The sequence below is a fragment of the Bradyrhizobium sp. genome (genome assembly GCF_035273305.1).
Classification (GTDB): Bacteria; Pseudomonadota; Alphaproteobacteria; order Rhizobiales; family Xanthobacteraceae; genus Bradyrhizobium.
In genome coordinates, this window is record NZ_DATEPI010000251.1 from 1 (window position 1) to 23,122 (window position 23,122).

Sequence of the window (23,122 nt, forward strand, 5' to 3'; positions counted from 1 at the left end):
CGGCTGGCGAGCAAATAGCTGTAGGTCCCTGACACGCTATCGAACAGCTGGCGAAAGATCATGGGAGTGCCGCCCCCGAGTGAATTTTCGATTTAACCCGCTTGTTGACCATCGATCTTGATAATGTGTTCCAGCTCGCGCCAGAGCGGCTTGTTCGAATACCGATCAGCTAGGGCCGAACGTAACTCCAGCCCTGCTCCTGCAATTCCATCAGGTGGACGACACCAGAGGGAACGATGGTGGCATTGGCTACGATGGGAATCTCGTGGCCTTCAGCCTTCTCCATGCCCTGTTTGGTGTTGTTGCACGCCGAAAACTGAATCTTGCCTGGAAATACCATGTCCTTGAGTCGCTTGATGCGGTCCTGCACCGGCGAGGTGTCGGCCCTCAGCATGTGCAGGCCGGGGCCATAGGCGACGATGTCGACATCCACGTCCTGATTCTTTGCGCGATAATGTTCGATGACGTTGGTGGCGTTGTTCAGCACCAAATTCATCACCTGCGGATCGTTCTGATCGATCTGGATGGCGATATGGTGCGGTTGACCATCAGCGGCGAGACCGACAGAAATGAACGAACCGGTTATCAAGGCAATGGCACAGATACGGAGAAAGCCGCGCATCATCAGAACTCCTATGGCCGCACCAATGTATAGCCGTTTTCGGTCAACGTCAGTATCTGTCCGACGCCGACCTGAACCGGGGTCGCGGCCGGGATGATGTCGGGCCGATGGCCGGTTTCCCGCTCGATCGTATCCACGGTGTTGAGGCAAATATCGAAGCGCACGCCTTGCGCGACCAGGCTCTCGACCAATTTACGGTTGCCGTTCTCGGGGCGCAGTAAATCAATGCCGGGCCCGAACGTCACGACCTCTATCGCGATCTTGTCTGGATCATACGCCTTGAGCAAGTTGTAGGCGATGCTGATCACAAGGCCCTGTTTCTTCGGATCGCTGTCCGACAGTTGCAACGCGATGCGATGCTCGGCGAATGGCTTATCCTGCAGCGGGGCGGGCTGAGCGCCTGCTGCCGCGATTGCAGCTATCGTCGCTGTTGTCGCAATGATAGCGAGAAGGGGCCCAATCAACTGCAGGCGCCTGAAAATATGCTTCATCCCTGCCTCGCAAAGCCCGGATTATCGTCCACGCCCTTCAACGTGATGCCGCCGCCACGCAGGTCGGCCGTTTTCCCTGACGCGAGATGTTTGGCCAGCACGTCCCATATCGGCGTGCCCTGCTGCTCGTTCACCGAAGCCCATCCCGCTACTTTGTAGCTCTTTCCGGCCTCAAGGGGACGGTCGTTCGCAAGCTTCAGGTCGGAAATTCGGCGGCCGAGAGCTTCTCCGGGCATACAAGTATAGGCTAGCCCGCCGACCCGAACCATATCGCCGCCCTGCTGGTAGTAAGGATCGGTATTGAAGAGATTGTCGCACACGTCTTCGAGGACATCCTTGATTTGTCTGCCGGTCATGCTCACTGCGTAGGTTTCCGGGTAAGTAATCGCGGTCTCGCTCAATACGTCTTCCATCGTTACCGGCTGGCCCGGCAAGATGCTGTTGCCCCAACGAAATCCCGGCGACAGCGCGATCTCGGCACCGAATTCATTGCTCAGCGCCTCGCAGATTACCTGGTCAACGGTGCCGCCGAAATTGCCGCGCCGATAAAGCAAACGATCGGCGGTTGCAATCTTTTCGGCATAGGCCGCGGCTTGCGGCTGCCGCAATTTTTCGATCAGCGCCGACATTGCCGGATCAGGCTTCAGCAATTCCGAGAACACCGGCAGCAGGCGATAGCGAACGTCGCTCACCCTTCCTTTTCTGATGTCGAGATCCAATACTCCGAGGAATTTACCGCTTGAGCCGGCGTTGGTGACGAGCGTGGTGCCGCCGGCATTGGCCACCGCGATCGGCTCCGGAACGGCATCGTGGGTATGGCCGCCAAGAATGACGTCAATTCCGCTCACTCTGCTTGCGAGCTTGAGGTCGACATCCATCCCGTTATGCGACAACAGCAGAATCGCATCGACCTTCTCGGTCGTCCGCAACCGATCGACCAATTTCTGCAATTCGTCATCGCGAATGCCGAAAGTCCAGTCCGGCGTAAACCGTTTTGGATGTGCAATCGGGACATAGGGAAAGGCCTGGCCGATGACGGCGATGCGCGCACCCCCGAGCTCCTTGATCACCGCAGGCTTGAATACGCGTCGTGATGCGGGATCGAATGCCTGGGCATCGTTGAACGCGGCCTCCTCGGTGAGGAAAACGTTCTGCGCCAGAAACTCGCCCTTGAATCGCTCGAGATTGGCGCGGAGCGCTTTCTCGCCGTAGGTGAATTCCCAATGCCCGGTCATTGCTTCGATGCCGAGCAGGTTGGCGGCCTCGACCATGTCTGCGCCTTGCATGGTGTTGGCCAATCCAGTTCCCTGCCAAAGATCGCCGCCATCGAGCAGCAGCGCACGTCCCCTTCCGGCATCATTGCGCAGGCGGTCGATCAGCGTTTTCAAATGGGCGAAGCCACCGAGCTTGCCGAACCGCACGGCGGATTTCTCGAATTCCAGAGATGTGAAGGCATATGCGTCGGCGCTGTCCGACTTGATGCCGAAGCGCTCGAGAAAAGCGCGTCCTACCAGATGCGGCGGTTTGCCTTCCATCGGGCCGAGCCCGATGTTGACGCTGGGTTCGCGAAAATACACCGGCAGTAACTGCGCGTGAGTGTCGGTGATGTGCAGGATTCGCGCATTGCCGAAGCCCTGCAAATCATAGACGCCGGCGCTCTCGGCGCCACGCGCAATCCGCGTCAGTGCGGGCGCGACCGCAGCAGTGCCCGCGAGGCTGAGAAAGTCGCGACGGCGGATGGCCATACGATCCCTCCGCGCCATTCAGGATGGCGCTAGCGTATTTCGATGGCTTTCCAGGCTTCTTTTTCGCTCGTGGCCTGAAAAATGGAAGCCTTGGCCAGCGCTTCGGCCGCATTCGAGGACGCCACAGCCGCGTCGAAGTCGCCGGCCGCGGCGGCTTTCTTGGCGGCTGCCAATGCAGCGGCTGTCGTGGTCCATTGGTTGCGCAATTTGCCAGCCTCTTGGTTTGCGGCTTCCGCTGCCGCATAGGCTGCCTTGAAGTCCGCCTCGGAGCTTGCCGCGAATGCCGCCGGGCTTGCCGCGATCAACGCCAGGATGCCCAGAGATTTCAGCGTGCCTGCCTTTCGCATCATGCTCATGGCCGCGCTCCCGGACCGGAGATTGGCAGTCCATTGCTGACATAGGAGAGGTAATATTCCAGATCGCGATATTCGTCGGCTTGCGGCTCAAGCGGCACGCCGCGAATCTGGCTGTTGCAGGTCATAAAGCGTCGGCTGATTGTGCCCATGCCGCTCCATTCGGAGCGGTAGATCGGCATCGCGTTGAGAATCCCGAGCGCGGGCGCCAGTATCTCGGCGCGAATCCGCTCGCCCGGATTCTGCACGTGGCAGCTCGCGCAGGAGAAATTGAGCTGTCCTCGCCGCGTATAGAAATAGCGCTTGCCGTTCTGAAATGCCTCGAGCGCGCGCGGATCGTTGGGGATCTTGATATCGAACGGCTTGCCGCGGGACGTGAACGCCATATAGGCGGTCAGGGCGGCCATCTCGTCCTTGACATATGAAAGCGGCGCCTCGCCGTTGGCCTCGCGGCAGCGATTTAGCGCCAGTTCGAGAGTGACGACTTTGCCTTCCTTTTCGTCGAAATAAGGATAATTCTGCCTGATCCCGATCCCCTGGTTCGGGAAGCAGTCTGCATAGCTCTTGCCGTTCTTGAACGGCTTCGAGAACATTTCCTTGCCGGCCTCGAGCGAGAAATCATAAGGGGGGAATTGTTCCTTCTCTTCCCATTGCCGGTGCATATCCTCGTTCATCGAATAGGGACCGTTGACGAAATCCTCCAACTTCAACTTGGGAAATTTTTCGGTGAAATACGTCTTGAACGCTCGAGCATCGGCCATCGGATCGGGAGTTTCGGTCGCGACGGCCGCCGGCATCGCGTTGAACGCGAGCGCTGCCAGTGCGAGAGCGGCCGAGGCAAATTGGATGGTAGATCGCACGTTCAATCTCCCGGGCGTTTCAGGCGAAGTGGACAAGGGTTCGCATGAAGACGCGTTAGAACAAAGCCGTTACTGAATTTTTGCAGTCGTCGTATCGCTCGTGCCCTTGTTGTCGATCCAGCTGATTTTCAGGTCGTCGCCCTTTTTGCCGCCCTTAAAGCTGAACTTGATGTACGGATCCTTTGAGACGGCTGGCCCCCAATCCGCGACGAACACGCTTTTGCCGTCATGTTCGAAGGTCAGTTGCTGGATGAAGTGCGGCGGAATCAACTCGCCCTTGGCATCCTTGACGAACCCGGAATCCATCGGGTGCTGAATCAGCGCTTGAACTTCGGTAGTTTCGCCGCTTGAGGTCGCGCGGACGCGAATGCTCGATGCCATCTAAGTTACTCCCTAACTTATATCCCTGCGCAAGACGGGTCCCACTAAGAGACTTTCGCGGCGTCAGGATCATATCGTCTCAACCGCCGCAGCCGCCGACGGTTACTTTGACTTCCTTGGAGGCGCTATAGAGTTTGCCTCCGGCTTCCACCACAGCGACTACGTTGGTGGTCTTCGCCATCTTGAGGCGATTGGCCACGCTTGGCACCGTTCCGGCCGGTATCTTGTAGGACGCAGCCAGCGCGTTCGGATTCTCGCTCACGAGAATCGAAATCGAGCTGACGTCGGCCAGCGAGGCGCTAACTGAAATCGGTACGACTGCGCCATTCTCGGCGATCTCCGGCGCGTCCAGTTTGACCTTGTCGGATGGCTCCGGGTTCTTGCCGTAGAGCGCCTTAATGGCATCCGCTTCGCTCTTCTGCTTGAATGCGTCTTCCGGGTATTTGTCGTTGGCCGCGGCAAAAGCCGGTGAGAGGCTGAACGGCAGGTGACCAAGCCCGACCAGCGCCACTGAAGCAACGCCCTTCATGATCAGGCGGCGTGTGGCTGCAAAGCCGTCGTCGTCAGTAATCGTCATCTTACGTCTCCTAAAGGCGGCTTGCCGTCATAGTGTCTGCAGGAAATCGACGACGGCGTTGATCTCCTGATCGGTCAAAATGTGATTTCGTCCGAACGGAGGCATCACCGTCTGCGGGTTGCGCTTGGTCTCGTCTGCGACAATCGCCACGAGCTCGTTGCGATCGGGATACTTGCTTTTGATATCTTTCAACGGCGGTCCGATAGTGCCGGGTAGATCCCCTCCCTTGATCTCGTGACAGGTCAGGCAATTTCCCTTGCCGCGGTCGAAGGCGAGGCTTTGACCTTGCGAAACCGCCGATTGCGCACTGACGGGGCTTGCCGAAGCGAGCGCGCCAATGACCAGCGCCGACATCAGCGCCGATCTCAGGACAGGTTTTTTGAAGAGATGGTCGATCAAGGCGTTATCTTCCGGGATTCTATTTCGGTTGCATCGTATCGAGCGGCCCGCTGGTGTGCGGAGTCAAGTCCAGGCCTTCGGCGCTAGAGGTGATTTTGACGTCAGCCGGATCGGCACATGCGTTCATGCATGCTTTGGCCGCTGTGTCAGGTCGCGGGTCGGTCCAGATGAAATTTCCGCGGTTTGGCATTCTGACTTTCGGCAAACTGTCGCGATCGGCAACGAATTCGTTCGGAACCAGATCGTTCAGGTTGAGAATATAGGCGGTCAAAGCATAAACGTCATCCGCTGACAATGTATGTGGCGTCGCCATTGGCATGGCGCGGTTAATGTAATCCCATAGGGTCGGCGCAAAAGGCCAGTAGCTGCCGACCGTCAGCTCCGGCCGATCATTTCTGAGCGTTCCGGCCCCGCCCACCAGTTTCGGGAATCGGCCCGCGCCCTCGCCGAAGGTTCCGTGGCAGGCGGCGCATTGATCTGCGAAGACTTCGGCGCCTCTCTCGATCGTGCCACGGCCAGGCGGAAGCCCCGCACCATCGTCGCCCCGCACATCGATATCCCATCCGGCGATCTGATCCGGGGTGGCCTGCTGGCCATAACCGAAGTGGCCAGTCTGCGCGGCCTCGGCGATGCCGCTGACAGCGAAGATGACTGCGCCGAACAACATCAGGCAAACGCTACGCGAGTTGAACATCGAAGACGCTCCCATCCCGCTTGACCTGCCAGGTCTGAATTGAATTGTTGTGATAGACCGAATTCGATCCGCGCTGGTTTCGCAGTTGTGTAATCGTCGGCTGCACATAGCCGGTCTCGTCGATGACGCGGGATTGCAGCAGCGCTGGCGCGCCGTCCCAGCGCCAGGGTAGCGTGAATTTCGTCAGCGCCTTCGACAGCACAGGATCGTGCAGCCGCGCCGTCTGCCAACTGATGCCGCCATCTACGGAGACGTCGACGCGCTTGACCCTGCCGTTGCCGGTCCAGGCCAGTCCCCTGATCTCGTAAAGACCGGTCAACCCAAGCGGCTTTTCAGGGCACGGAAACGTAATCACGGATTTGGCGTCGATCAGCCAGGTGAACCCGCGCGAACTGCCGTCCGGCATCAGGTCGGTATATTTCGAGGTCTCTTCGCGAGAGAACCAGGGTTTGTCGCCGAGCTTTATTCTTCGCAGCCACTTGATGTTGACGTTGCCTTCCCAGCCCGGCACCAGCAGCCGTAGCGGATAGCCTTGTTCCGGCCGCAGCGCCTCGCCGTTTTGTGCATAGACCACAATGCAATCGTCGAGGCACTTGTCCAGTGGCAGGCTACGGTTCATATGCGCGCCGTCCGCGCCCTCAACCATGGCCCATTTTGCTTCCTTCTGGATACCCGTTTCTTCCAGCAATGTGGAGAGCCTGACCCCGGTCCATTCCGCGCAGCTGATCATGCCGTGATTGAACTGCAGGGAATTCATTTGCGCCCCGCGCCATTCCATGCCGCCATTGGCGGGACACTCGATGAAGTGAATGCGCGTGACCTGAGGAAACCGCATGATGTCGTTCATGCTCAGGATCAGCGGGCGCTCTACAAGGCCATGGATCATCAGCCGATGCTGGTCCGGGTCGATGTCGGGACGTCCGGCGTGATGGCGTTCGAAGAACAATCCGTTCGGCGTAATGATGCCTTGCAGGTCCTGCAACGGCGAAAAACTGACGGAGGATTCGGTGCTGGCCGTAAGCCATGGCACGTTGCGCCGGATGACGCCGGCCTCGGTATCGGCGGGCCTGCCGTAAGGCCGGTCCACCACGCCGGCCCCGAGCGATTGCGACCACGGCGCATCGGCGGGCGGCGACGTTGGTGATGCTTCGGCGCGGCCGGTATTCGCGCCGAGCGCGACCCCGCCCGTTAGCGCCGCGCCAATTTTGAGAAACCCGCGCCGGCCTACGGAGTTACGCGGGTCGGCGTTCCCAGAGGCGACCAATATGCTGCGCCAAATGTCGGGCTGCACGTTTCCTCCGTTGCGGCTTCGTCACCGGCTCGTCTTGTTATTTCCCAAGCTCTACCGAGACGTGCTAGTTTAGTCAATGCTAAACAAGCAAAACGCAAGGTAACGTGGTATGACAAGTGCGCGCGCACAAATCTATTTTTGGAAATGGCAATGAGAGCAGCCGCAATAGCCGGTACGAAGATGCAGGCCGGCGAGGCGGCCGATCTGAAGAAACTCGCACGACAGGCTGGCCATGCCGCGCAGCTCCTTAAGCTGCTCGGCAACGAGAAACGGCTACTGGTGCTTTGCTTCCTGGCGGCGCGCGGCGAGATGACGGTTGGTGAGATCCTCGGCGTGGTGAGACTGAGTCCCTCCGCGCTGTCACAGCATCTGGCGCGCTTGCGTACCGATGGTCTCGTGACGTTTCGCAGAACATCGCAGACGCTCCACTACCGAATAGCCGACAGGAAGGCCTTGCGTCTGATCCAACTTCTCAAGGAAATGTATTGCGGGAGCATGATGTGAGGCGTCTCTTGCTGCTCGCATTATTTACCGCATGCCCCGTTGCGGCCCTCTCCGCCCAAACCACTTCGCCTTATCCGGCCCTGATGATTCCGTTGAGCATCGCGCAGGTCCCGGGCAAGTCGGTCTGGTATAGCACGGGAAATCCCGGCATTCCCGGCAAGGACAATGAAGGCAACACGTCGAACGCGGGATACGTCGTCACTTCCGATGGCGTTGTGGTGTTCGATGCATTGGGTACCCCGAGCCTCGGATGGGCGCTGCTGCAGGACATCCGAAAGCGTACCGACAAGAAAATTCGCTATGTGATCGCAAGTCATTACCATGCCGATCACATCTATGGATTGCAGGCGTTCAAAGATCACAGCGAGGCCGTCATCGTCGCGCAGGAGCGCTCTGGCGAATACAAGGACAACGAGCCGACCGCCGATGAGAAGGCGAACCAGCGGCTCGATCAACGGCGAGCGGCGCTGTCTCCGTGGGTTGACGCCAACACCCGAGTGGTCCCGCCCGACCTCACATTCAAGGAGCGCATGACGGTCACGCTAGGTGAAACCCGGCTGACGCTGATTTATGCCGGTCCGGCGCACTCCTCCAGCGACATCATGATGATGGTTGAACCGGACGGCGTGCTGTTCGCCGGCGATATCGTGCAGAACGCCCGGATTCCCTTCATGAACAGTGAGGACGTCTCGACCACTCAATGGCTGCGTGCGCTGGACGAAGTCGCGAAACTCGATCCGAAATTCATTATTCCCGGCCATGGCAAAACATCGACCGAGGCGAAACAGGCGATCGCGTTCACGCGGGACTACATTCAGTATGTCCGCAATACGATGAGCACGGCCGTGCAAAACTGGACCGATTTCGACCTCGCCTACGAGCGGGCCGACTGGTCGAACTATCGCGACATGCCGGCGTTTGCGAGCAACAATCGTGGCAATGCCTACCGGATTTATCTGGAGCTGGAACAATCACAGTTCAAAGCGGATAGGCCTTGATGAAGCGCTCCGTGAGGCCGAATGGCTGAATATCTCGTCGAATTCGGCAAGGACGGGCGGCCGGTCGAGTCTGACGGCCGTCTCGACGCGCCGGCATACCACCGCAACCACCAAGCCATCCGAAGCGTGCTGAAGCGATACCTGGCGGCGAAAAATGGTGACGTTATTGAAGTCGGCAGCGGCACCGGGCAGCACGCGGTCGATTTCGCGCGGCATATGCCCGAAATCACGTGGTGGCCGAGCGACCTCAATGAGCAGCATCTTAGGAGCATCGAGGCCTGGCGCGCCCATGCGGCGTTGCCGAATATCCGTCCGCCGCTACGAATCGACCTTTCCGATCCGAACTGGTGCCCGGAAATGCAGAACGGTAATGGCCCGGCGAAGCTGCTCGGGGTGTTCTGCGCCAACGTGATCCACATTGCGCCTTGGCGGGTCGCGGAAGGGCTGTTCGCAGGCGCCGGACGATATTTGACCGACCCAGGACACGTCTTCTTGTACGGACCGTTCAAGCGCCATGGCAAGCACACCGCGGTGAGCAACGCTGTCTTTGACGCAAGTCTTCGCGAAAACAACCCGGAGTGGGGGGTGCGTGAAATCGAAGATGTGGAAAAGTTGGCCGGCGCTGTCGGTCTTGGCCTCATCGAGATCGTCGAAATGCCCGCCAACAACCTCACGCTGGTGTTCGAGCGGCGGAACACCGCATAGCTGCGCATGCATAGCGCCAGCCCGTTTGCATCGGTTGATCGCGCGGAATCGCGGCTTCATAGTGATGGAAATGTCAGCGGCTTGCGGCTCGGAGGCTTACCGCACGGGATGAATAGCGGATGATAGATCTGACGGCGGCCGACGAGATTTCAGATGACGCCCGCGCGCGCTCCAACCTGGCGCGGCTTGCGGCGGCGCAGGCCCTGACCGGCGCGAATTCGGCCGTGATCTTCGCTACTGGCTCGATCGTCGGTGCGGCGCTGGCGCCTGACATGTCGCTCGCGACTGTGCCGCTATCGATGTATGTGCTCGGGCTCGCCGCTGGCACGCTGCCCACCGGCGCCATCTCGCGCGCCTATGGCCGCCGCGTCGCCTTCATGATCGGAACCGGCTGCGGCGTGCTGACTGGCCTGCTGGGGTCGTTTGCAATCCTGCACGGCTCGTTTGCGCTGTTCTGCTGCGCGACCTTCCTCGGGGGCCTCTACGGCGCGGTATCGCAATCCTATCGCTTTGCTGCTGCAGACGGCGCGAGCACCGCATTTCGTCCCAAAGCGGTCTCGTGGGTGATGGCGGGCGGCATATTCGCCGGCGTGCTCGGGCCGCAACTCGTGCAGTGGACCATGGATATCTGGGCTCCGTCTCTGTTTGCATTCAGTTTCGTGGTGCAGGCCGCGGTCGCGCTGGTGGCGATGGCGATCCTGTACGGGGTCGACGCGCCAAAGCCCGCCGCCTCGGATCTTCACGGCGGACGACCATTGTTCGCCATCGTGCGGCAGCCCCGATTCATCGCCGCAGCCATCTGCGGCATCGTGGCCTATCCCATGATGAATCTGGTCATGACATCTGCACCGCTTGCCATGAAGATGTGCGGGCTCAGCCTTAGCGATTCCAACTTCGGCATCCAATGGCATATCGTTGCCATGTACGGCCCCAGTTTCTTTACCGGCTCCTTGATCGCGCGTTTTGGCGCGCCAAAGGTGGTCGCAACGGGATTGCTACTGGAGGCGATCGCCGCGACGGTTGGTCTTTCCGGCATCACCGCGCTGCATTTCTGGGCGACGCTGATTGTACTCGGCGTAGGCTGGAATCTCGGCTTCGTCGGCGCCTCCGCTCTGGTGCTGGAAACCCATCGGCCGCAGGAGCGCAACAAGGTTCAAGCGTTCAATGATTTCCTCGTGTTCGGAACGATGGCGATCGGTTCATTCTCGTCAGGGCAACTGCTTGCGAATTACGGCTGGTCGGCGGTGAATCTGGTGGTGTATCCGCCGGTGCTGTTCGGGCTGGCGGTGCTGGGATTCACGTCGTTCGCAAGAAGGCAGGGCAGATTGCAGCCGCTGTCGGAATTTCCGGATCCGAGCATCTGAAACGCGCTCCCGGTTTTACGAAACGATGGGAACCAGTCCATGCCGACCCGTGAACGCCTGAACGAATTTATCGCGGCGGTAGAATCGGGCGATCACGCCACGGCCATCGAGCGCTATTACACCGAGGACTCCAGCATGCAGGAGAACGGCGCAACGCCCCGCGTGGGCCGCGACGCGCTGGTCGCGCATGAGCGAGCCGTGCTTGCGCGAATGTCGCACGTCTATTCCAAGGCGGTATCCTCGGTGATGGAGGACGACCGGGTGGCCATTCACTGGGTTTTCGAGCTGACCGACAAGTCCGGCAAGGTGCATCGGATCGACGAGGTCGCGTTACAGGAATGGCGCGGCGAAAAAATTTTCCGCGAACGCTTTTTTTACGATCCATCCAGACCGAAGGCCTAAGTGCGCTCCGGACGACAGTTCGGCGCGGCTCGAATCTTTGCCGCGCTTTCGCCCGCTAGCATTGTGTCTTGATCCGCAGGAACAGGCGTGCATGAGCCGGCCCAGTCACATCGCCCCCGACGAGAGCTCCGCCCACTATGAAGGCTGGCGCATCGTCGTGGTCTGCTTTCTGGTGGCGACGTTCGGGTGGGGACTCGGGTTTTATGGCCAGAGCGTCTATCTCGCCGAGTTGAATCGCCTGCACGGCTGGCCGACCTCGCTGATTTCATCCGCGACCACGTTCTTCTATTTATTCGGCGCGGTACTGGTTGCTTTTGTCAGCGAGGCGGTGCGTTCGTTCGGGCCCCGCAACTGCCTTGTCGGCGGCGTAGTTGCCATGGCCGCAGCCGTCATCATGATCGGCCAGGTCACCTCACCCTGGCAACTTTATCTTGCCAACGCGGTGCTCGCGTTCGGCTGGGCGGGCACCAGCCTCGCAATCATCACGAACACGCTTGGCCTGTGGTTCGACAACAAACGCGGCATGGCAATTAGCCTCGCGCTGAACGGCGCCAGCTTTGGCGGCATCGTCGGGGTGCCGCTGCTGGTGGCGGGAATCGGATATTTCGGATTCGGCGGCGCCATGATCACGGCAGCAGCTTCGATGCTCGTGTTGATGGTCCCCATTATATTGATCGTTGTCGGGCGACCGCCAGCGCTTCCGAGCAGCGCCGCGGGATCGAGCGTTGCCGAGCCGCTTCCGGCAGCGCGCATCCGCGCCAAGGCACTGCGTCATATTGGATTTCTCACCGTGACAATCGCGTTCGCGCTCGTTCTATTCGCGCAGGTCGGATTCATCGTTCATCTGATTTCATTTCTTGATCCGGTGATCGGCCGTGCGCATGCCGCAACCGCCGTCGCGCTCTTGACGGTCATGGCGGTGGTCGGACGTGTACTGTTTTCGACGGTGATTGATCGGCTCAATCAGCGGCTGGCCTCGGCGGTCTCATTCGCAAGCCAAGCGATCGCGCTCGCGATCATCATCAACTCGCGGAATGAAGTGGTTCTGATCGCATGTTGCGCATTATTTGGATTTTCGGTCGGTAATTTGATAACTTTGCCATCCTTGATCGTTCAGGGAGAATTCGAGCCGCAATCGTTCGGCGTGCTGATCAGCCTGATCACCGCGATCAACCAGGTTACGTATGCGTTCGGCCCCGGCGTCATCGGTTTGTTGCGCGATGCATCCGGCAGTTATGCGTTGCCATTCTACACCTGCATCGCTTTGGAGCTGATCGCGGCGGCGCTGATCCTGGTGCGCGGCTGAAACGGAGTATTCAAGAATCAACAGTGCCCATCATGAGCGTCACGTGGCCCGCTGGCGCAGGAGATCATCGATGTCGAGCCGGTGCGTGAACATCGCCAGCGAGCCGTCGGGATTGCGCGGCCACTGCTCCTTGGGCCGATCGCAATAAAGCTCGACACCGTTCTCGTCGGGATCGCGCAAGTAGAGCGCTTCACTGACACCATGGTCGCTGGCTCCATCGAGAGGAATGCCCGCGGACATCACGCGATGCAGCGCATCAGCCAGCGCTGCACGGGTCGGATAAAGGATGGCAGTGTGAAACAGCCCCGTTGTTCCCGGCGGCGGTGGCCGGCCGCCTTTGCTCTCCCACGTGTTGAGCCCGATGTGATGGTGATAGCCGCCTGCGGAAATGAAGGCTGCGCCCGAACTCATGCGCTGCATCAATTCAAAACCCAGCACTCCGCAATAAAATCCCAGCGCTCGATCGAGATCGGCCACCTTTAGGTGGACATGGCCGATCCGCGTCGCTGCGGCGACGGGCGTTACAGTTTCCGCCATATTGGGTCTCCCTGATGACTAAGCCAGTTCCGATACCTCTCCCTCCGGGAGCTCGAACTCGAATGTATTTAGGGTCATCGATACCATCGTGTAATAGCCGCACAGCCCGATGATCTCGACCAGTCCGCGCACTGTGAGCACCTTCACGGCCTCGTCGTACAATGCTTTTGAAACGCCATGGCCTTCGTGCAGCGATTTCGAAACGTCATAGATCATCTGCGCTTTAGGGTCATCGAATCGCGGCGTGCGACGATCGCGGATGTCTTCGATCGTCTTCAAATCCATGCCGCCCTTGATCGCAAGCCGCTTGTGCGCATACCACTCGTAATGCGAGCTCCAGTGACGCGCGGTGACCAGGATTGCAATCTCCGAAAGCTTGGCTGGAAACACCGTATCAAACCGCAGAAATCCGCCCAGCCGCGTGGCGTGCCGCGCCATCTCCGGGCTGTTGAGCCAGGCCATCATCGGCGGAGGCGGCGCACCGCGCTTGCCAGCGATCGATTCATCATAGGTTTGTTTCTGGTCCGCGTTCATTTCGCTAGGCGAAAGCAACTTCAGGCGCATCTCGGTTTCCTCGTGTTTTCTTTCTGCGAGCTTGCGAATACACCCGATCGGCAGTCATGGCCACATTCGAGGCTGCAGCATGGATGCGAGCACAGACATATTGAATTCGGCGACCTTATAGCTAAGGTCGATCCGCGATGACGCATCGATCGGCAGCCGAAGGCGGCCGCCACACAACTGGAAATGCCGCTATGTCCGACCCGGAAAAGTTTCGCCGTGAAACCCGCGCCTGGCTGGAGACGAATTGCCCACCGGAGATGCGCCGGCCGATGAGCTCGGAGGAGGATACCTTCTGGGGCGGCCGCAATACGACGTTTTCATCCGAGCCGCAGCGCGTCTGGTTCGAGCGCATGCGCGACAAAGGTTGGACGGTGCCGCACTGGCCGAAGGAATATGGCGGTGGGGGCCTCGATCCCGAGCAGACCAAGATCGTGCGCCAGGAGATGGCCGCGATCGGCGCACGGCAGCCCTTGACCTCGTTCGGCATTTCGATGCTGGGGCCGGCCTTGCTGAAATACGGCACCGAGGCGCAGAAAAGAGAACACCTGCCGAAGATAGCGGCCGGCCTGATCCGGTGGTGCCAAGGCTGTTCCGAGCCGAACGCCGGGTCCGATCTCGCATCGTTGCAGACCCGCGCCGAGAGCGACGGCGAGGATTTCATCATCAACGGCCAGAAGATCTGGACCTCGTACGCGAATTACGCCGACTGGATTTTCTGCCTGGTGCGCACCGATGCCAGCGCCAGGAAGCACGATGGAATCAGTTTTATCTTGTTCGACATGGCCTCGAAGGGCGTCTCCACCAAACCGATTCTGCTGATCTCGGGCCGCTCGCCTTTTTGCGAGACATTTTTCGACAATGTTCGGGTGCCGAAAAGCAACGTGGTCGGCACGGTTAACCGGGGCTGGGACGTTGCCAAATATCTGCTGCAGCACGAGCGGGCGATGATTTCGGGCATGGGCGAGCGCGGCGTCGGCCGGCCGCTTGGTCAGGTTGCTGCAGACTCGTTAGGCATCGATGAGCAGGGCCGCCTGGAAGATCCGATTCTCAGGGGGCAGATCGCAAGCTTCGAGATCGACGAAGCGGCGCTGGCTTGCGCGGCCGAGCGCGCGGTCGATCTGGCGAAGGCAGGCCAGGCCTACCCGGCATTTTCCTCGGCAATGAAATATTACGGCACCGAGTTGAACAAGCGCCGTTACGAAATCCTGATGTCGGCAGGCGGCATCGACGCGCTGGAATGGGAAAGCGAGCGCTCGAAAGGCGGCGCTAGGCCGCGCGCCTGGTTGCGGACCAAAGCCAATTCGATCGAGGGCGGCACCAGCGAGGTCATGCTTGGCATTGTGGCAAAGCGGATTCTTGATTTGCCGGGGGCGTGATCTCAATGATCATCCGCTGGCGGCGAACGCGACAATCGCACCTTTACATTCCTGGCTGTCCTTTGGACGATCCCGGAATGACGCTCTCAAACCTGGCCCCCTGAACGGAATCTGAAATGGCGCTCGTCCTTAGCGAAGAACAATCGATGTTGCGCGACAGCGCGCGCGGTCTCATCAGCGACAAGGCCCCGGTATCCCATCTGCGCCAACTTCGGGACAGCAAGGACCCGACCGGGTTTTCGCGCGACCTCTGGAAAACATTCGCCGAGATGGGGTTTTCAGGGCTGCTGGTCCCGGAAAGCTTCGGGGGCAGCGGGCTGGGTTGCGTCGAAGCCGGCGTGGTGATGGAGGAGATCGGCCGCACTCTGATGCCATCGCCGTTCCTTGCCACGGCCGTGCTCGCGGCTTCGGCGCTGTCGCGCGGTGGCAGCGCCGCCCAAAAATCCGAGCATCTGCCGAAAATATCCGATGGCACCCTGCTTGCGGCGCTCGCGATCGACGAGGGCGCCAAGCATCGACCGCTGCGGACAAACATGCAGGCGGTGCGCTCCGGGAACGGCTTCAGGCTAAATGGCGCAAAAGCCTTTGTGGTGGACGGCCATACTGCCGATCTCTTGATTGTCGCGGCCCGTAGCGCGGGTGCGGCCGGCGAGCGCGAAGGGCTGACGCTTTTTCTGGTCGATCCGAACAGCAAAGGTGTCGAGACCGAGCGCACCGCCATGGTTGATTCACATAATGCGGCGCGAATCATATTCGACAATGTCGAACTGAATGCCGATAGCGTGCTCGGCGAGGTCGATCAAGGGTATCGCCTTATGGAAGGCGTGCTCAACATCGGCCGAGGCGCGGTGGCCGCGGAAATGGTCGGGCTCAGTGAGGAGGTGTTCGGCCGCACCGTCGACTACCTCAAGGAGCGCAAGCAGTTCGGCAAGCGGATCGGCGAATTTCAGGCGCTCCAGCACCGGGCCGCGCAGCTATATATCGACATCGAGATCACCCGCGCCGCGGTGCTGAAGGCACTGCAGAGCCTCGACGCCGATGTCGAAAGCGCTGGGGCGGCCGTTGCGGTAGCGAAAGCCCGCGCCGGTTCGACCGCGACGCTCGCGGTTCAGGAAGGCGTGCAGATGCACGGCGGCATGGGCATGACCGACCAGTTCGATATCGGCTTCTTTATGAAACGCGCAAGGGTATGCCAGGAATTGTTTGGCGACAGCAACTTCCATGCCGATCAGCTGGCGAGGCTGAAAAATTATTGAATCTTATCCGGAGCCCGCGGGCCTCGCGAATGTGCACGAGGCAACAGGTTGGGCGGCGTAGTCAATCAAGCCATGCGAGCGCGAACATCACCTGATCGGCGGTGCGTACTGGATGCCGCCGGAGCTCCAGAGCTGATTGAGGCCGCGGGGGATGCCGAGCTTCGAGCCTGAACCGACATTACGTTCATACACCTCGCCGTAGTTACCGACGTGGCGGATAATCCGGGCCGCCCAGTCTTTGCTCAACCCGAGCTCCTCGCCGTAAGTCCCGTCGGTGCCGACCAGGCGCATCACGTCGGGCTTCTTTGATTTCAGCGCCTCGTCGATATTCTTTGAGGTAACGCCGAGTTCTTCGGCATTGATCATCGCGTACAACGTCCATTTCACAATCATCATCCAGTCATCGTCGCGCTGCCGGACCACGGGGGCGAGCGGCTCCTTCGAGATGATATCGGGCAGGATCACCTGGTCACTGGGCTTTGCCATGTTCAGCCGCAGCGCATAAAGCTGGGAGACGTCGGCGGTCAACGTGTCGCATTGCCCGGAATCATAGGCCTTGATGACATCATCGAGTTTGCCGAATTTAACTTCTTGATATTTCATGTTGTTTGCGCGGAAATAGTCTGCAAGGTTGAGCTGCGTCGTTGTTTCCGACTGCACGCAGACCTTGCTACCATTCAACTCCAGTGCGGTATCTATTTTACGATCCCGCGGCACCATGAAACCCTCGCCGTCATAATAAGCAACGGCTGGAAAATAGAGGTCGTAGTTGGTTTCCCGCGCCATGCTCCAGGTCGAGTTGCGCGAGAGAATATCGACTTTCCGGTTCTGCAGCTCTTTGAAACGCTCGCTGGCTTCGAGCGGAACAAATTTCGCTTTTTTCGGATCGTCGAAAATCGCCGCGGCAATCGCGCGGCAGAAATCGACATCGAAGCCGGTCCAGTTGCCCTTATCGTCTGGAATCGAAAAACCGGGAAGGCCTTTGTTGACGCCGCACAGCACCTCGCCGCGCCGGGTGGTGCGGCTCAGCGTGCGCGTGTCGTAGCGTTCATAGGTGATGGCGATGGCTGCCACGGCAACTGCAATCGCAAGCCCAATCAGAAGGCCGCTTCGGAATGTGCGCATGATTTGTCTCTCGCAACGGTCTTGAAAATGCAGCGGGCGTGAAGCTCTGCGCTGGTCATAATTCTGGCTTCTGACGCACGATGACCTTGGTGCCAACCGGCACGCGCTCATAGAGGTCCGTGACGTCGGCATTGACCAGTCGGAAGCAGCCGGATGAGACGGCGGTGCCGATGGTGTCGGGGCGATTGGTGCCGTGGATGCGGTACACCGTCGAGCCGAGGTACATTGCGCGGGCGCCGAGCGGGTTACCCGGCCCGCCCGCCATGAAGCGAGGCAGATAAGGTTGGCGCGCGATCATCTCCGGCGGAGGTGTCCAGTCCGGCCACTCCGCTTTCCGCGAAATGTTCAGCAGGCCCTGCCATTGGAAGCCATCGCGGCCGACCCCGATGCCGTAGCGCAACGCGCGGCCATTGCCCTGAACTAGGTAGAGATGGCGCTCCGCGGTGGCGATGATGATCGTGCCGGGCGCCTCTGATGTGCGGTAGTACACCACCTGCTTGCGGTATTCCGGATCCAATTCCACGGAATCGTCGGCCAAAAGTCCCGGCTGGTCGCCGATGTCTGGCTGCTGCGCGAAGCTGGAGGACGTCGAGAGCGTCAGGCCGACCGCGGCAATGATGGTGCAGGTCAGGTTACGAAAATCGAGCATGCAAACCTCTTTGCGGCATCTGCCAAAATACGAGCCATCAAATCTCAGGCACCGTCCGATGGCAAGCAATCCGCGCATGACGTGGAGGGCGTTTCGTTTTGTGAATTCGCCGATGTGGCGTGAAAGCACCATTCAGGCGAGCCCCTGGGGTGTTCAGCGCGAGGAGCACACGCTTCAAACAGAGCGACCCGGAAGGGGGCATCCCGTCCGGGTCGTTGGAGGCGCTTGGGAGGTAAGGCGTCGCGAATTTAGAAAGCGTTGATCAGCAGTTATCGGTAATGGATGCTATAGTTGAGAAATATTTCCGCCCGATGGCGTCGATTGTTTCATTTGTTGCCTGGCGAAGCTTTTGTCGAAAATCGCCTTGCTCATGCCGCGAGACTATCGATGCCTGCGCCCTTGAGCAGGTCGGCGAGTTGTTTGCGCGCATAGAACATCCGGGTTTTCACCGTGCTCTGAGGGATTCCGATGATCGCGCCGACTTCTTCGACGGACTTCTCGTGGTAGTAAACGAGGTTGATGATCTCGCGGTGCGCCGGCGATAGTTTCGCGACGCAAGCCCGCAGGATGGTGCGGGTTCTGCTGCGTGCAAGCGAAGTTTCCGGGGTGTCAGCCTGGTCTGGAATTTCAAGCACATCGTCCTGATCGACGTCTTCATGGCGGCGCTGACGCAGGGCGGTCAGCGCCTTGAAGCGCGCAATCGACAGCAGCCAGGTGGATACCTGGGACCTGCGCTCGAACTTTTTGGCTGTGCGCCAAACATCTAGAAACACCTGGCTGGTGAGGTCTTCGGCCAAGGTGGTGTCGCGCACGATGCGAAGCACGAAACGGTAAACCCGCACATTATGGCGCGAATACAGGACGTGCATCGCGGTCCGGCCCCCGTTCGCAATACTATCCAGCAGCATTTCATCCGAGGTCGTCTGGGCGGCGACGATGCCTTGCCGTGCTGCGGCATTGATGGCGATGACGTTTTGCATGACTGGCTCCCCGTGCGCCGCTTAAGCGGCGTTGTTGGGCTAAATTGTTACTGGGCCAGCGTTTCCGGACGTCTGCACGCCAAAGGGAAAATGGTTTCATCGGCGGGAAAATTGTTTCGTCTCGCGGCCGGCGATGAAACAATTCGGGTGGAAATGTGAGCAATTTCAACGGCAGGGCGGGTGGTCAGGCTCGCGATGTTTCCCCGCAAACCTCATTGAGCTTCAAGGCCCGCCTCAGGTCAGGCTTTATCCCCGACCGGCGAAAACAGGTAACCGCCGCCGCGGATGGTCCGGATCACGGCCGGTTTGGTGGGGTCGAGTTCGATCTTGCGGCGAATTCGCATAATGCGCAGATCGACCGCGCGATCGAAGGCTTCTGCGTCACGTGCGTTCGCGAGTTCGAGCAAACGCTCGCGCGACAATACCCGCTTGGGATTTGCCGCGAAGACTTTGAGCAAGCTGAATTCAGAAGCAGTCAACGGGTGCTCGTTACCCTCGTCGTCACGTAAAGCCTGTGCCTCTAGATCGAGCCATTTGGTACCAAATCGCACCAATCGATCTTTCGCTGCTTTTGTGCTCGCGGCATCCGTCCCGGCCGCGGTCCTGGAAGGCGCGCTACGTCGCAGCACCGAGCGGATTCGCGCCATCAATTCGCGCAGTTCGCAAGGCTTCGCGATGTAATCATCTGCACCGAGTTCGAGGCCGACGACGCGGTCGATCGGGCTTGCGGTTGCCGTTAGCATGATGACCGGAACATTGATCCGGCCTTTCAGATCCCGAATGATGGAAAGCCCGTCTTCCTCCGGCATGTTCAGATCGAGAACGACCAGATCAGGCACGCTCGTTTCAATCGCCCTACGCAGGCTCTTTCCTCCGTCGCAAAGCGTGACCGTAAAGCCGTGCATTTTCAGGTAATCGCCGACCATCTCGCGTGCCGGCGCCTCGTCGTCCACTATGACAATGTGTTGGCTCTGGCTCATGACGTCTCTGTTGCAGGCAGCATTACGGTAAAGGTCGAGCCCTGTCCGGGCCCGGCACTATCGGCGGTCACCTGGCCGCCGTGCATGTCGATGATGCGCTTGACGATCGAAAGCCCGAGTCCGGTCGAGCTTTCACCGCCCGTAGGTTTGGCGGAAAGGCGCTGAAACCGGCCGAATAGCCGGCCTAGATCTTCGGGCGACAAGCCGGCGCCTTCATCGGCGACGCGAATGACTGTGTTGTTGTTGTACTGGCTCACCAGCACTGTGATCTTGCCGCCGATCGGGCTGTACTTGATGGCGTTGCTGATCAGATTGTCGATGGCTTCCCGGATGCGATCCGCATCGCACATGGTCACGAAATTCGCCGGCGCCGACACCATAATCGTCTGCTGCTTGTTGGTTGCCAACGGCTGGTTTGCGTCCGCGACCTCAGTGACTAATCCGGCAATATCCGTCGCTTCGCGGCGGATCGAGATATCGAAGGCGTCCGCCATTGCATCCGAAATCAGATTATCGACCATCGAAGTCAACCGCTTGGTGGCGTCGCGAATGTGCTCGACCTGCGCGGTGACGCTCTCCTTGGAAGATCCAGCGGTGATCAATTCAGTCAGCATTTCAGTCCGGCCGAGGATCACGCCAAGTGGGTTCTTGAGATCGTGCGCAACGGTGCCGAGGATTTCGTTTTTGAAACCGTTGGCACGTTGCAACCGCAGCCATTGCGACGAAAGCCGTCGGTTGGCCTGCATCAGCGCGCGGGTCCGCTGTGCCACCCGGTCCTCGAGTTGGCTATTGGCCTGTTGCAGCTGCTGGTAGAGGATCACGTTGTCGAACGCGATCGAAAGCCTGCTGCCAAAAAGCTCGACCAGTGCGCGATCCATGTCCGACAGTTGGCGCTCGGCCTGCAAAAGCACCACGACTTCGCGGCCGCTGCCGGTGCGCAGATAGAGAACGCTGCGCTGATCGAGGAATTCGTTCTTGCGCCGCTGGAATGCTGCTTCGACCATCTGGCGCAACTCCGGATCCAGCGATTTGGATCCGGCCATTCCGATGAAGCGGCTATAGCACCCAGAGCCGGCAAGCACCGAATAATCCGCTCCCGAACTGCCGGCGTCGTCGCGCAGCACCAGAATGCCGGCGCAATCGACGTTAAGAAGCGAGGCCAACTGGGTGAGTACGCCTTCGGCCAATCGCTGCATCGACTTGAAATCGTACAGCGTCGAAGCTGCATCGATGATGATTTCGAGTCCTCGCCGGGTCTGCACCATCCGCTCGAGTTGCTGATAACTACGCAGCGCCGCGGTCAGCGAGGTGAACAGCTTGTCAGCGGTCAGCTCGGTTTTCGCTTTGTAGTCGTTGATGTCGTACTGGACGATGACGCGGCGCTCCGGCGCCTGGCCGGGCTGGCCGGTACGCAAGATGATACGGACAGTCTCATTATGCAGTTCGTTTCGAATGTAGTCGACGAGATCCAGACCCGCCGCGTCGGTTTCCATGATGACGTCGAGCAGCACCGCCGCGATGTCCGGGTGGTCGCGCATCAGGCTGCGGCCCTCGGCCGCCGAATAGGCCGAGAGGATTTCGAGCGTCTGGCCGCGTAGCTCGTAGTCGCTTAGCGCGAAGCGCGTACCCTCATGAACGGCCGGATCGTCATCAATGACGGCGACCTTCCACTTGCGCGCGGTCGATGCTTCCGGAGCGGTTCCGGTGTCTTCGATCAGGTAGAGGAGATCGTCCTGTTCGGCCATTGTGGATCCCGTCGCTTGTGTCGTCTCCAATTTTCGCAGCCGCAGTAGCGGTCGCTGGCATGATAGTGCGAAATGTGGTGGCTTGTCCCCCCTCTGAATTCCCGCCAATATCTAGCCTGCGGAGCTGCTGCCTGACATGATTATAGAAAATGGAGGGCCCGCCCGAGCGGCATCGGCACATCTTGGGCACGCGTATTAACCACGGCCGCCAATACCTGCAAGCTTGAGCGTGCTCGCGCCCCAGCGTTCCGGGAACTGCCGCACCATCGCCGCGTTGGCTCCGACGCACCAACAGCAGGAGAAGCGGCTATGGCTTCAGCTTCCGAGAAGAACCCGCTGCATCATACCCAGAAAATGAAGAAGCGCCTCGAGGAGACGGTGACCCATCTACGTCAGGACATCGACAAGGTTGATGATCCGCAGCTTGCGGCTATGTTCGAAACCTCCGCCGAGGTTTTGCTCGGGCTCGTCAAGGCGTTCGCAGACTACGAAAAGAAGAACGAGGCGGCCTGGAGGAAGTCCGCATAAACGCGCGTCAACGGCCCACCTTGCTGCTGCCTTGGGTGATGAGCCGAGCGGCGCGCTGGTCGCGAGCGTAGACCCAAAGCCAGGTCAGAGCTACGCTCAGCCGATTGCGCAGGCCGATCAGAAAATAGATATGCGCGATGCCCCAGATCCACCAGGCAAGCGCGCCGCGCAATTTGATGCTTCCGAAATCGATCACCGCCTTGCGCTTGCCGATCTGCGCAAGGCTGCCCGCATGCTTGTAGCGGAACGGCGCCGGCGTTTCACCACGCAAACGCGCTTTGATCGAGTCGGCGACATAACGGCCCTGTTGTTTGGCAGCCGGCGCGATGCCCGGGATCGGATTGCCATCCGGCCCGGCGATTACAATGGTGTCGCCGATCGCAAAGATTTCGGGGTGGCCGGGCACGGTCAGGTCGGGCTGGACGAAGATGCGCCCGGCCCGGTCGATCTTGGCGCCGGTCGCCTCGGCCAGCTTGCGGGCCAGCGGGGGAGCGGCGACACCGGCCGCCCACACCTTCGTCATCGACGGGATGCGCTGGTGACCGCGCTCCGACTCGACCTCGATGCCGGTGCGGTCGACGTTGACCACCTTGGTGTTCAGCTCGACCTCGACGCCGAGCAGGTGCAGCTGGCGCAGCGCCCGGGTGGACAGGTGGTCGCCGAACGTGTTGAGCACCGCCGGCAGCGCGT

General features: G+C 59.8%; 27 protein-coding genes. 9 read left to right on the forward strand and 18 right to left on the reverse strand.

Translation table 11 applies throughout. The annotated features are described in order from the left end of the window. Positions 1-169: 169 nt before the first annotated feature. The 10 genes from VJV58_RS16890 to soxC all read right to left on the reverse strand — a co-directional run bounded on the left by VJV58_RS16890 (position 170) and on the right by soxC (position 7,386). Positions 170-622, reverse strand: a complete 453-nt coding sequence (locus tag VJV58_RS16890; RefSeq protein WP_324138508.1) for a DsrE family protein — start codon at positions 620-622, stop codon at positions 170-172. Positions 623-633: 11 nt separating this feature from the next. Continuing rightward, entirely contained in the window at positions 634-1,113 is a 480-nt protein-coding gene (locus VJV58_RS16895; RefSeq protein WP_324138509.1) for a hypothetical protein, read from the reverse strand. Beyond that, positions 1,110-2,858, reverse strand: coding sequence for a thiosulfohydrolase SoxB (soxB, locus tag VJV58_RS16900; protein ID WP_324138510.1), 1,749 nt, complete (start codon positions 2,856-2,858; stop codon positions 1,110-1,112). Before soxB ends, VJV58_RS16895 begins: the two co-directional genes overlap by 4 nt. A gap of 29 nt (positions 2,859-2,887) precedes the next feature. Continuing rightward, positions 2,888-3,208: a hypothetical protein gene (locus tag VJV58_RS16905; RefSeq protein ID WP_414641515.1), complete on the reverse strand. Its 321-nt coding sequence runs from the start codon at positions 3,206-3,208 to the stop codon at positions 2,888-2,890. A 2-nt stretch (positions 3,209-3,210) separates the two neighbouring features. Next, positions 3,211-4,008, reverse strand: a complete 798-nt coding sequence (gene soxA / locus VJV58_RS16910) for a sulfur oxidation c-type cytochrome SoxA (protein ID WP_324138531.1) — start codon at positions 4,006-4,008, stop codon at positions 3,211-3,213. A 132-nt stretch (positions 4,009-4,140) separates the two neighbouring features. Then, a complete protein-coding gene (gene soxZ / locus VJV58_RS16915) occupies positions 4,141-4,452 on the reverse strand; it encodes a thiosulfate oxidation carrier complex protein SoxZ (RefSeq protein WP_324138511.1) in 312 nt (103 codons plus the stop codon). A gap of 79 nt (positions 4,453-4,531) precedes the next feature. After that, the gene (gene soxY, locus VJV58_RS16920; RefSeq protein ID WP_324138512.1) at positions 4,532-5,029 is read right to left on the reverse strand and encodes a thiosulfate oxidation carrier protein SoxY; all 498 of its coding nucleotides are present in this window, start codon (positions 5,027-5,029) and stop codon (positions 4,532-4,534) included. Between the two features lie 27 nt (positions 5,030-5,056). After that, positions 5,057-5,383, reverse strand: coding sequence for a sulfur oxidation c-type cytochrome SoxX (gene soxX, locus VJV58_RS16925; RefSeq protein WP_324138532.1), 327 nt, complete (start codon positions 5,381-5,383; stop codon positions 5,057-5,059). A 64-nt stretch (positions 5,384-5,447) separates the two neighbouring features. Beyond that, positions 5,448-6,122: a cytochrome c gene (locus tag VJV58_RS16930; protein ID WP_324138513.1), complete on the reverse strand. Its 675-nt coding sequence runs from the start codon at positions 6,120-6,122 to the stop codon at positions 5,448-5,450. Then, the gene (soxC, locus tag VJV58_RS16935) at positions 6,106-7,386 is read right to left on the reverse strand and encodes a sulfite dehydrogenase (protein WP_414641516.1); all 1,281 of its coding nucleotides are present in this window, start codon (positions 7,384-7,386) and stop codon (positions 6,106-6,108) included. Before soxC ends, VJV58_RS16930 begins: the two co-directional genes overlap by 17 nt. A gap of 207 nt (positions 7,387-7,593) precedes the next feature. On the opposite strand from soxC, the gene VJV58_RS16940 reads away from it, so the two are divergent. The 6 genes from VJV58_RS16940 to VJV58_RS16965 all read left to right on the forward strand — a co-directional run bounded on the left by VJV58_RS16940 (position 7,594) and on the right by VJV58_RS16965 (position 12,692). Beyond that, positions 7,594-7,917, forward strand: a complete 324-nt coding sequence (locus VJV58_RS16940; RefSeq protein WP_324138534.1) for a metalloregulator ArsR/SmtB family transcription factor — start codon at positions 7,594-7,596, stop codon at positions 7,915-7,917. Further along, the gene (locus VJV58_RS16945) at positions 7,914-8,915 is read left to right on the forward strand and encodes an MBL fold metallo-hydrolase (protein ID WP_324138514.1); all 1,002 of its coding nucleotides are present in this window, start codon (positions 7,914-7,916) and stop codon (positions 8,913-8,915) included. The genes VJV58_RS16940 and VJV58_RS16945 overlap by 4 nt, the downstream gene beginning before the upstream one ends. Positions 8,916-8,936: 21 nt before the next feature. Continuing rightward, positions 8,937-9,620: a DUF938 domain-containing protein gene (locus VJV58_RS16950; RefSeq protein WP_324138515.1), complete on the forward strand. Its 684-nt coding sequence runs from the start codon at positions 8,937-8,939 to the stop codon at positions 9,618-9,620. 119 nt (positions 9,621-9,739) lie between these two features. After that, entirely contained in the window at positions 9,740-10,984 is a 1,245-nt protein-coding gene (locus VJV58_RS16955) for an MFS transporter (protein ID WP_324138516.1), read from the forward strand. A 39-nt stretch (positions 10,985-11,023) separates the two neighbouring features. After that, entirely contained in the window at positions 11,024-11,386 is a 363-nt protein-coding gene (locus VJV58_RS16960; protein WP_324138517.1) for a nuclear transport factor 2 family protein, read from the forward strand. A 91-nt stretch (positions 11,387-11,477) separates the two neighbouring features. Beyond that, positions 11,478-12,692, forward strand: coding sequence for an MFS transporter (locus tag VJV58_RS16965; protein ID WP_324138518.1), 1,215 nt, complete (start codon positions 11,478-11,480; stop codon positions 12,690-12,692). A gap of 39 nt (positions 12,693-12,731) precedes the next feature. Here VJV58_RS16965 and VJV58_RS16970 read toward each other — a convergent pair whose 3' ends face one another. Then, complete coding sequence (locus VJV58_RS16970; RefSeq protein ID WP_324138519.1) at positions 12,732-13,229, reverse strand: VOC family protein; 498 nt, start codon at positions 13,227-13,229, stop codon at positions 12,732-12,734. Between the two features lie 18 nt (positions 13,230-13,247). Next, the gene (locus VJV58_RS16975) at positions 13,248-13,793 is read right to left on the reverse strand and encodes a carboxymuconolactone decarboxylase family protein (RefSeq protein WP_324138520.1); all 546 of its coding nucleotides are present in this window, start codon (positions 13,791-13,793) and stop codon (positions 13,248-13,250) included. A 191-nt stretch (positions 13,794-13,984) separates the two neighbouring features. On the opposite strand from VJV58_RS16975, the gene VJV58_RS16980 reads away from it, so the two are divergent. Then, complete coding sequence (locus tag VJV58_RS16980) at positions 13,985-15,169, forward strand: acyl-CoA dehydrogenase family protein (RefSeq protein WP_324138521.1); 1,185 nt, start codon at positions 13,985-13,987, stop codon at positions 15,167-15,169. Positions 15,170-15,285: 116 nt separating this feature from the next. Further along, positions 15,286-16,425 carry an acyl-CoA dehydrogenase family protein gene (locus VJV58_RS16985; RefSeq protein WP_324138522.1) on the forward strand — a complete coding sequence of 380 codons (1,140 nt, stop codon included), beginning with the start codon at positions 15,286-15,288 and terminating at the stop codon, positions 16,423-16,425. An 87-nt stretch (positions 16,426-16,512) separates the two neighbouring features. Here the strand turns inward: VJV58_RS16985 and VJV58_RS16990 are convergent, their stop codons facing one another. The 5 genes from VJV58_RS16990 to VJV58_RS17010 form a co-directional block, all read right to left on the reverse strand. Then, entirely contained in the window at positions 16,513-17,550 is a 1,038-nt protein-coding gene (locus VJV58_RS16990; protein WP_324138523.1) for an amino acid ABC transporter substrate-binding protein, read from the reverse strand. Positions 17,551-17,605: 55 nt separating this feature from the next. Then, a complete protein-coding gene (locus VJV58_RS16995) occupies positions 17,606-18,199 on the reverse strand; it encodes a L,D-transpeptidase (RefSeq protein WP_324138524.1) in 594 nt (197 codons plus the stop codon). Between the two features lie 368 nt (positions 18,200-18,567). Next, on the reverse strand, positions 18,568-19,179 hold the full coding sequence (locus tag VJV58_RS17000; protein ID WP_324138525.1) for a sigma-70 family RNA polymerase sigma factor: 612 nt from the start codon (positions 19,177-19,179) through the stop codon (positions 18,568-18,570). A gap of 239 nt (positions 19,180-19,418) precedes the next feature. Then, the gene (locus VJV58_RS17005; RefSeq protein WP_324138526.1) at positions 19,419-20,159 is read right to left on the reverse strand and encodes a response regulator; all 741 of its coding nucleotides are present in this window, start codon (positions 20,157-20,159) and stop codon (positions 19,419-19,421) included. After that, complete coding sequence (locus tag VJV58_RS17010; RefSeq protein ID WP_324138527.1) at positions 20,156-21,904, reverse strand: DUF3369 domain-containing protein; 1,749 nt, start codon at positions 21,902-21,904, stop codon at positions 20,156-20,158. Before VJV58_RS17010 ends, VJV58_RS17005 begins: the two co-directional genes overlap by 4 nt. A gap of 309 nt (positions 21,905-22,213) precedes the next feature. Between VJV58_RS17010 and VJV58_RS17015 the strand changes: the two genes are divergently transcribed. After that, positions 22,214-22,432, forward strand: a complete 219-nt coding sequence (locus VJV58_RS17015) for a hypothetical protein (protein ID WP_324138528.1) — start codon at positions 22,214-22,216, stop codon at positions 22,430-22,432. A 7-nt stretch (positions 22,433-22,439) separates the two neighbouring features. On the opposite strand, the gene VJV58_RS17020 is transcribed toward VJV58_RS17015, so the two are convergent. Next, a partial coding sequence (locus tag VJV58_RS17020; RefSeq protein WP_324138529.1) for an NAD(P)/FAD-dependent oxidoreductase occupies positions 22,440-23,122 on the reverse strand: 683 nt, incomplete at its 5' end.

What these genes read in the sequence shown, in the direction of transcription:
- VJV58_RS17000 (WP_324138525.1), bottom strand. Translation starts at nt 19,179, where the DNA reads ATGCAAAACGTCATCGCCATCAATGCCGCAGCACGGCAAGGCATCGTC.
- VJV58_RS16995 (WP_324138524.1), bottom strand. Translation starts at nt 18,199, where the DNA reads ATGCTCGATTTTCGTAACCTGACCTGCACCATCATTGCCGCGGTCGGC.
- VJV58_RS16895 (WP_324138509.1), bottom strand. Translation starts at nt 1,113, where the DNA reads ATGAAGCATATTTTCAGGCGCCTGCAGTTGATTGGGCCCCTTCTCGCT.
- VJV58_RS16960 (WP_324138517.1), top strand. Translation starts at nt 11,024, where the DNA reads ATGCCGACCCGTGAACGCCTGAACGAATTTATCGCGGCGGTAGAATCG.
- VJV58_RS16930 (WP_324138513.1), bottom strand. Translation starts at nt 6,122, where the DNA reads ATGTTCAACTCGCGTAGCGTTTGCCTGATGTTGTTCGGCGCAGTCATC.
- VJV58_RS16990 (WP_324138523.1), bottom strand. Translation starts at nt 17,550, where the DNA reads ATGCGCACATTCCGAAGCGGCCTTCTGATTGGGCTTGCGATTGCAGTT.
- VJV58_RS17005 (WP_324138526.1), bottom strand. Translation starts at nt 20,159, where the DNA reads ATGAGCCAGAGCCAACACATTGTCATAGTGGACGACGAGGCGCCGGCA.
- VJV58_RS16950 (WP_324138515.1), top strand. Translation starts at nt 8,937, where the DNA reads ATGGCTGAATATCTCGTCGAATTCGGCAAGGACGGGCGGCCGGTCGAG.
- VJV58_RS16905 (WP_414641515.1), bottom strand. Translation starts at nt 3,208, where the DNA reads ATGATGCGAAAGGCAGGCACGCTGAAATCTCTGGGCATCCTGGCGTTG.
- soxB (WP_324138510.1), bottom strand. Translation starts at nt 2,858, where the DNA reads ATGGCCATCCGCCGTCGCGACTTTCTCAGCCTCGCGGGCACTGCTGCG.
- soxY (WP_324138512.1), bottom strand. Translation starts at nt 5,029, where the DNA reads ATGACGATTACTGACGACGACGGCTTTGCAGCCACACGCCGCCTGATC.
- VJV58_RS16985 (WP_324138522.1), top strand. Translation starts at nt 15,286, where the DNA reads ATGGCGCTCGTCCTTAGCGAAGAACAATCGATGTTGCGCGACAGCGCG.
- soxX (WP_324138532.1), bottom strand. Translation starts at nt 5,383, where the DNA reads ATGTCGGCGCTGGTCATTGGCGCGCTCGCTTCGGCAAGCCCCGTCAGT.
- VJV58_RS16965 (WP_324138518.1), top strand. Translation starts at nt 11,478, where the DNA reads ATGAGCCGGCCCAGTCACATCGCCCCCGACGAGAGCTCCGCCCACTAT.
- VJV58_RS16955 (WP_324138516.1), top strand. Translation starts at nt 9,740, where the DNA reads ATGATAGATCTGACGGCGGCCGACGAGATTTCAGATGACGCCCGCGCG.
- VJV58_RS16940 (WP_324138534.1), top strand. Translation starts at nt 7,594, where the DNA reads ATGCAGGCCGGCGAGGCGGCCGATCTGAAGAAACTCGCACGACAGGCT.
- soxA (WP_324138531.1), bottom strand. Translation starts at nt 4,008, where the DNA reads ATGCCGGCGGCCGTCGCGACCGAAACTCCCGATCCGATGGCCGATGCT.
- VJV58_RS16980 (WP_324138521.1), top strand. Translation starts at nt 13,985, where the DNA reads ATGTCCGACCCGGAAAAGTTTCGCCGTGAAACCCGCGCCTGGCTGGAG.
- VJV58_RS16970 (WP_324138519.1), bottom strand. Translation starts at nt 13,229, where the DNA reads ATGGCGGAAACTGTAACGCCCGTCGCCGCAGCGACGCGGATCGGCCAT.
- soxZ (WP_324138511.1), bottom strand. Translation starts at nt 4,452, where the DNA reads ATGGCATCGAGCATTCGCGTCCGCGCGACCTCAAGCGGCGAAACTACC.
- VJV58_RS17010 (WP_324138527.1), bottom strand. Translation starts at nt 21,904, where the DNA reads ATGGCCGAACAGGACGATCTCCTCTACCTGATCGAAGACACCGGAACC.
- VJV58_RS17015 (WP_324138528.1), top strand. Translation starts at nt 22,214, where the DNA reads ATGGCTTCAGCTTCCGAGAAGAACCCGCTGCATCATACCCAGAAAATG.
- VJV58_RS16975 (WP_324138520.1), bottom strand. Translation starts at nt 13,793, where the DNA reads ATGCGCCTGAAGTTGCTTTCGCCTAGCGAAATGAACGCGGACCAGAAA.
- VJV58_RS16890 (WP_324138508.1), bottom strand. Translation starts at nt 622, where the DNA reads ATGCGCGGCTTTCTCCGTATCTGTGCCATTGCCTTGATAACCGGTTCG.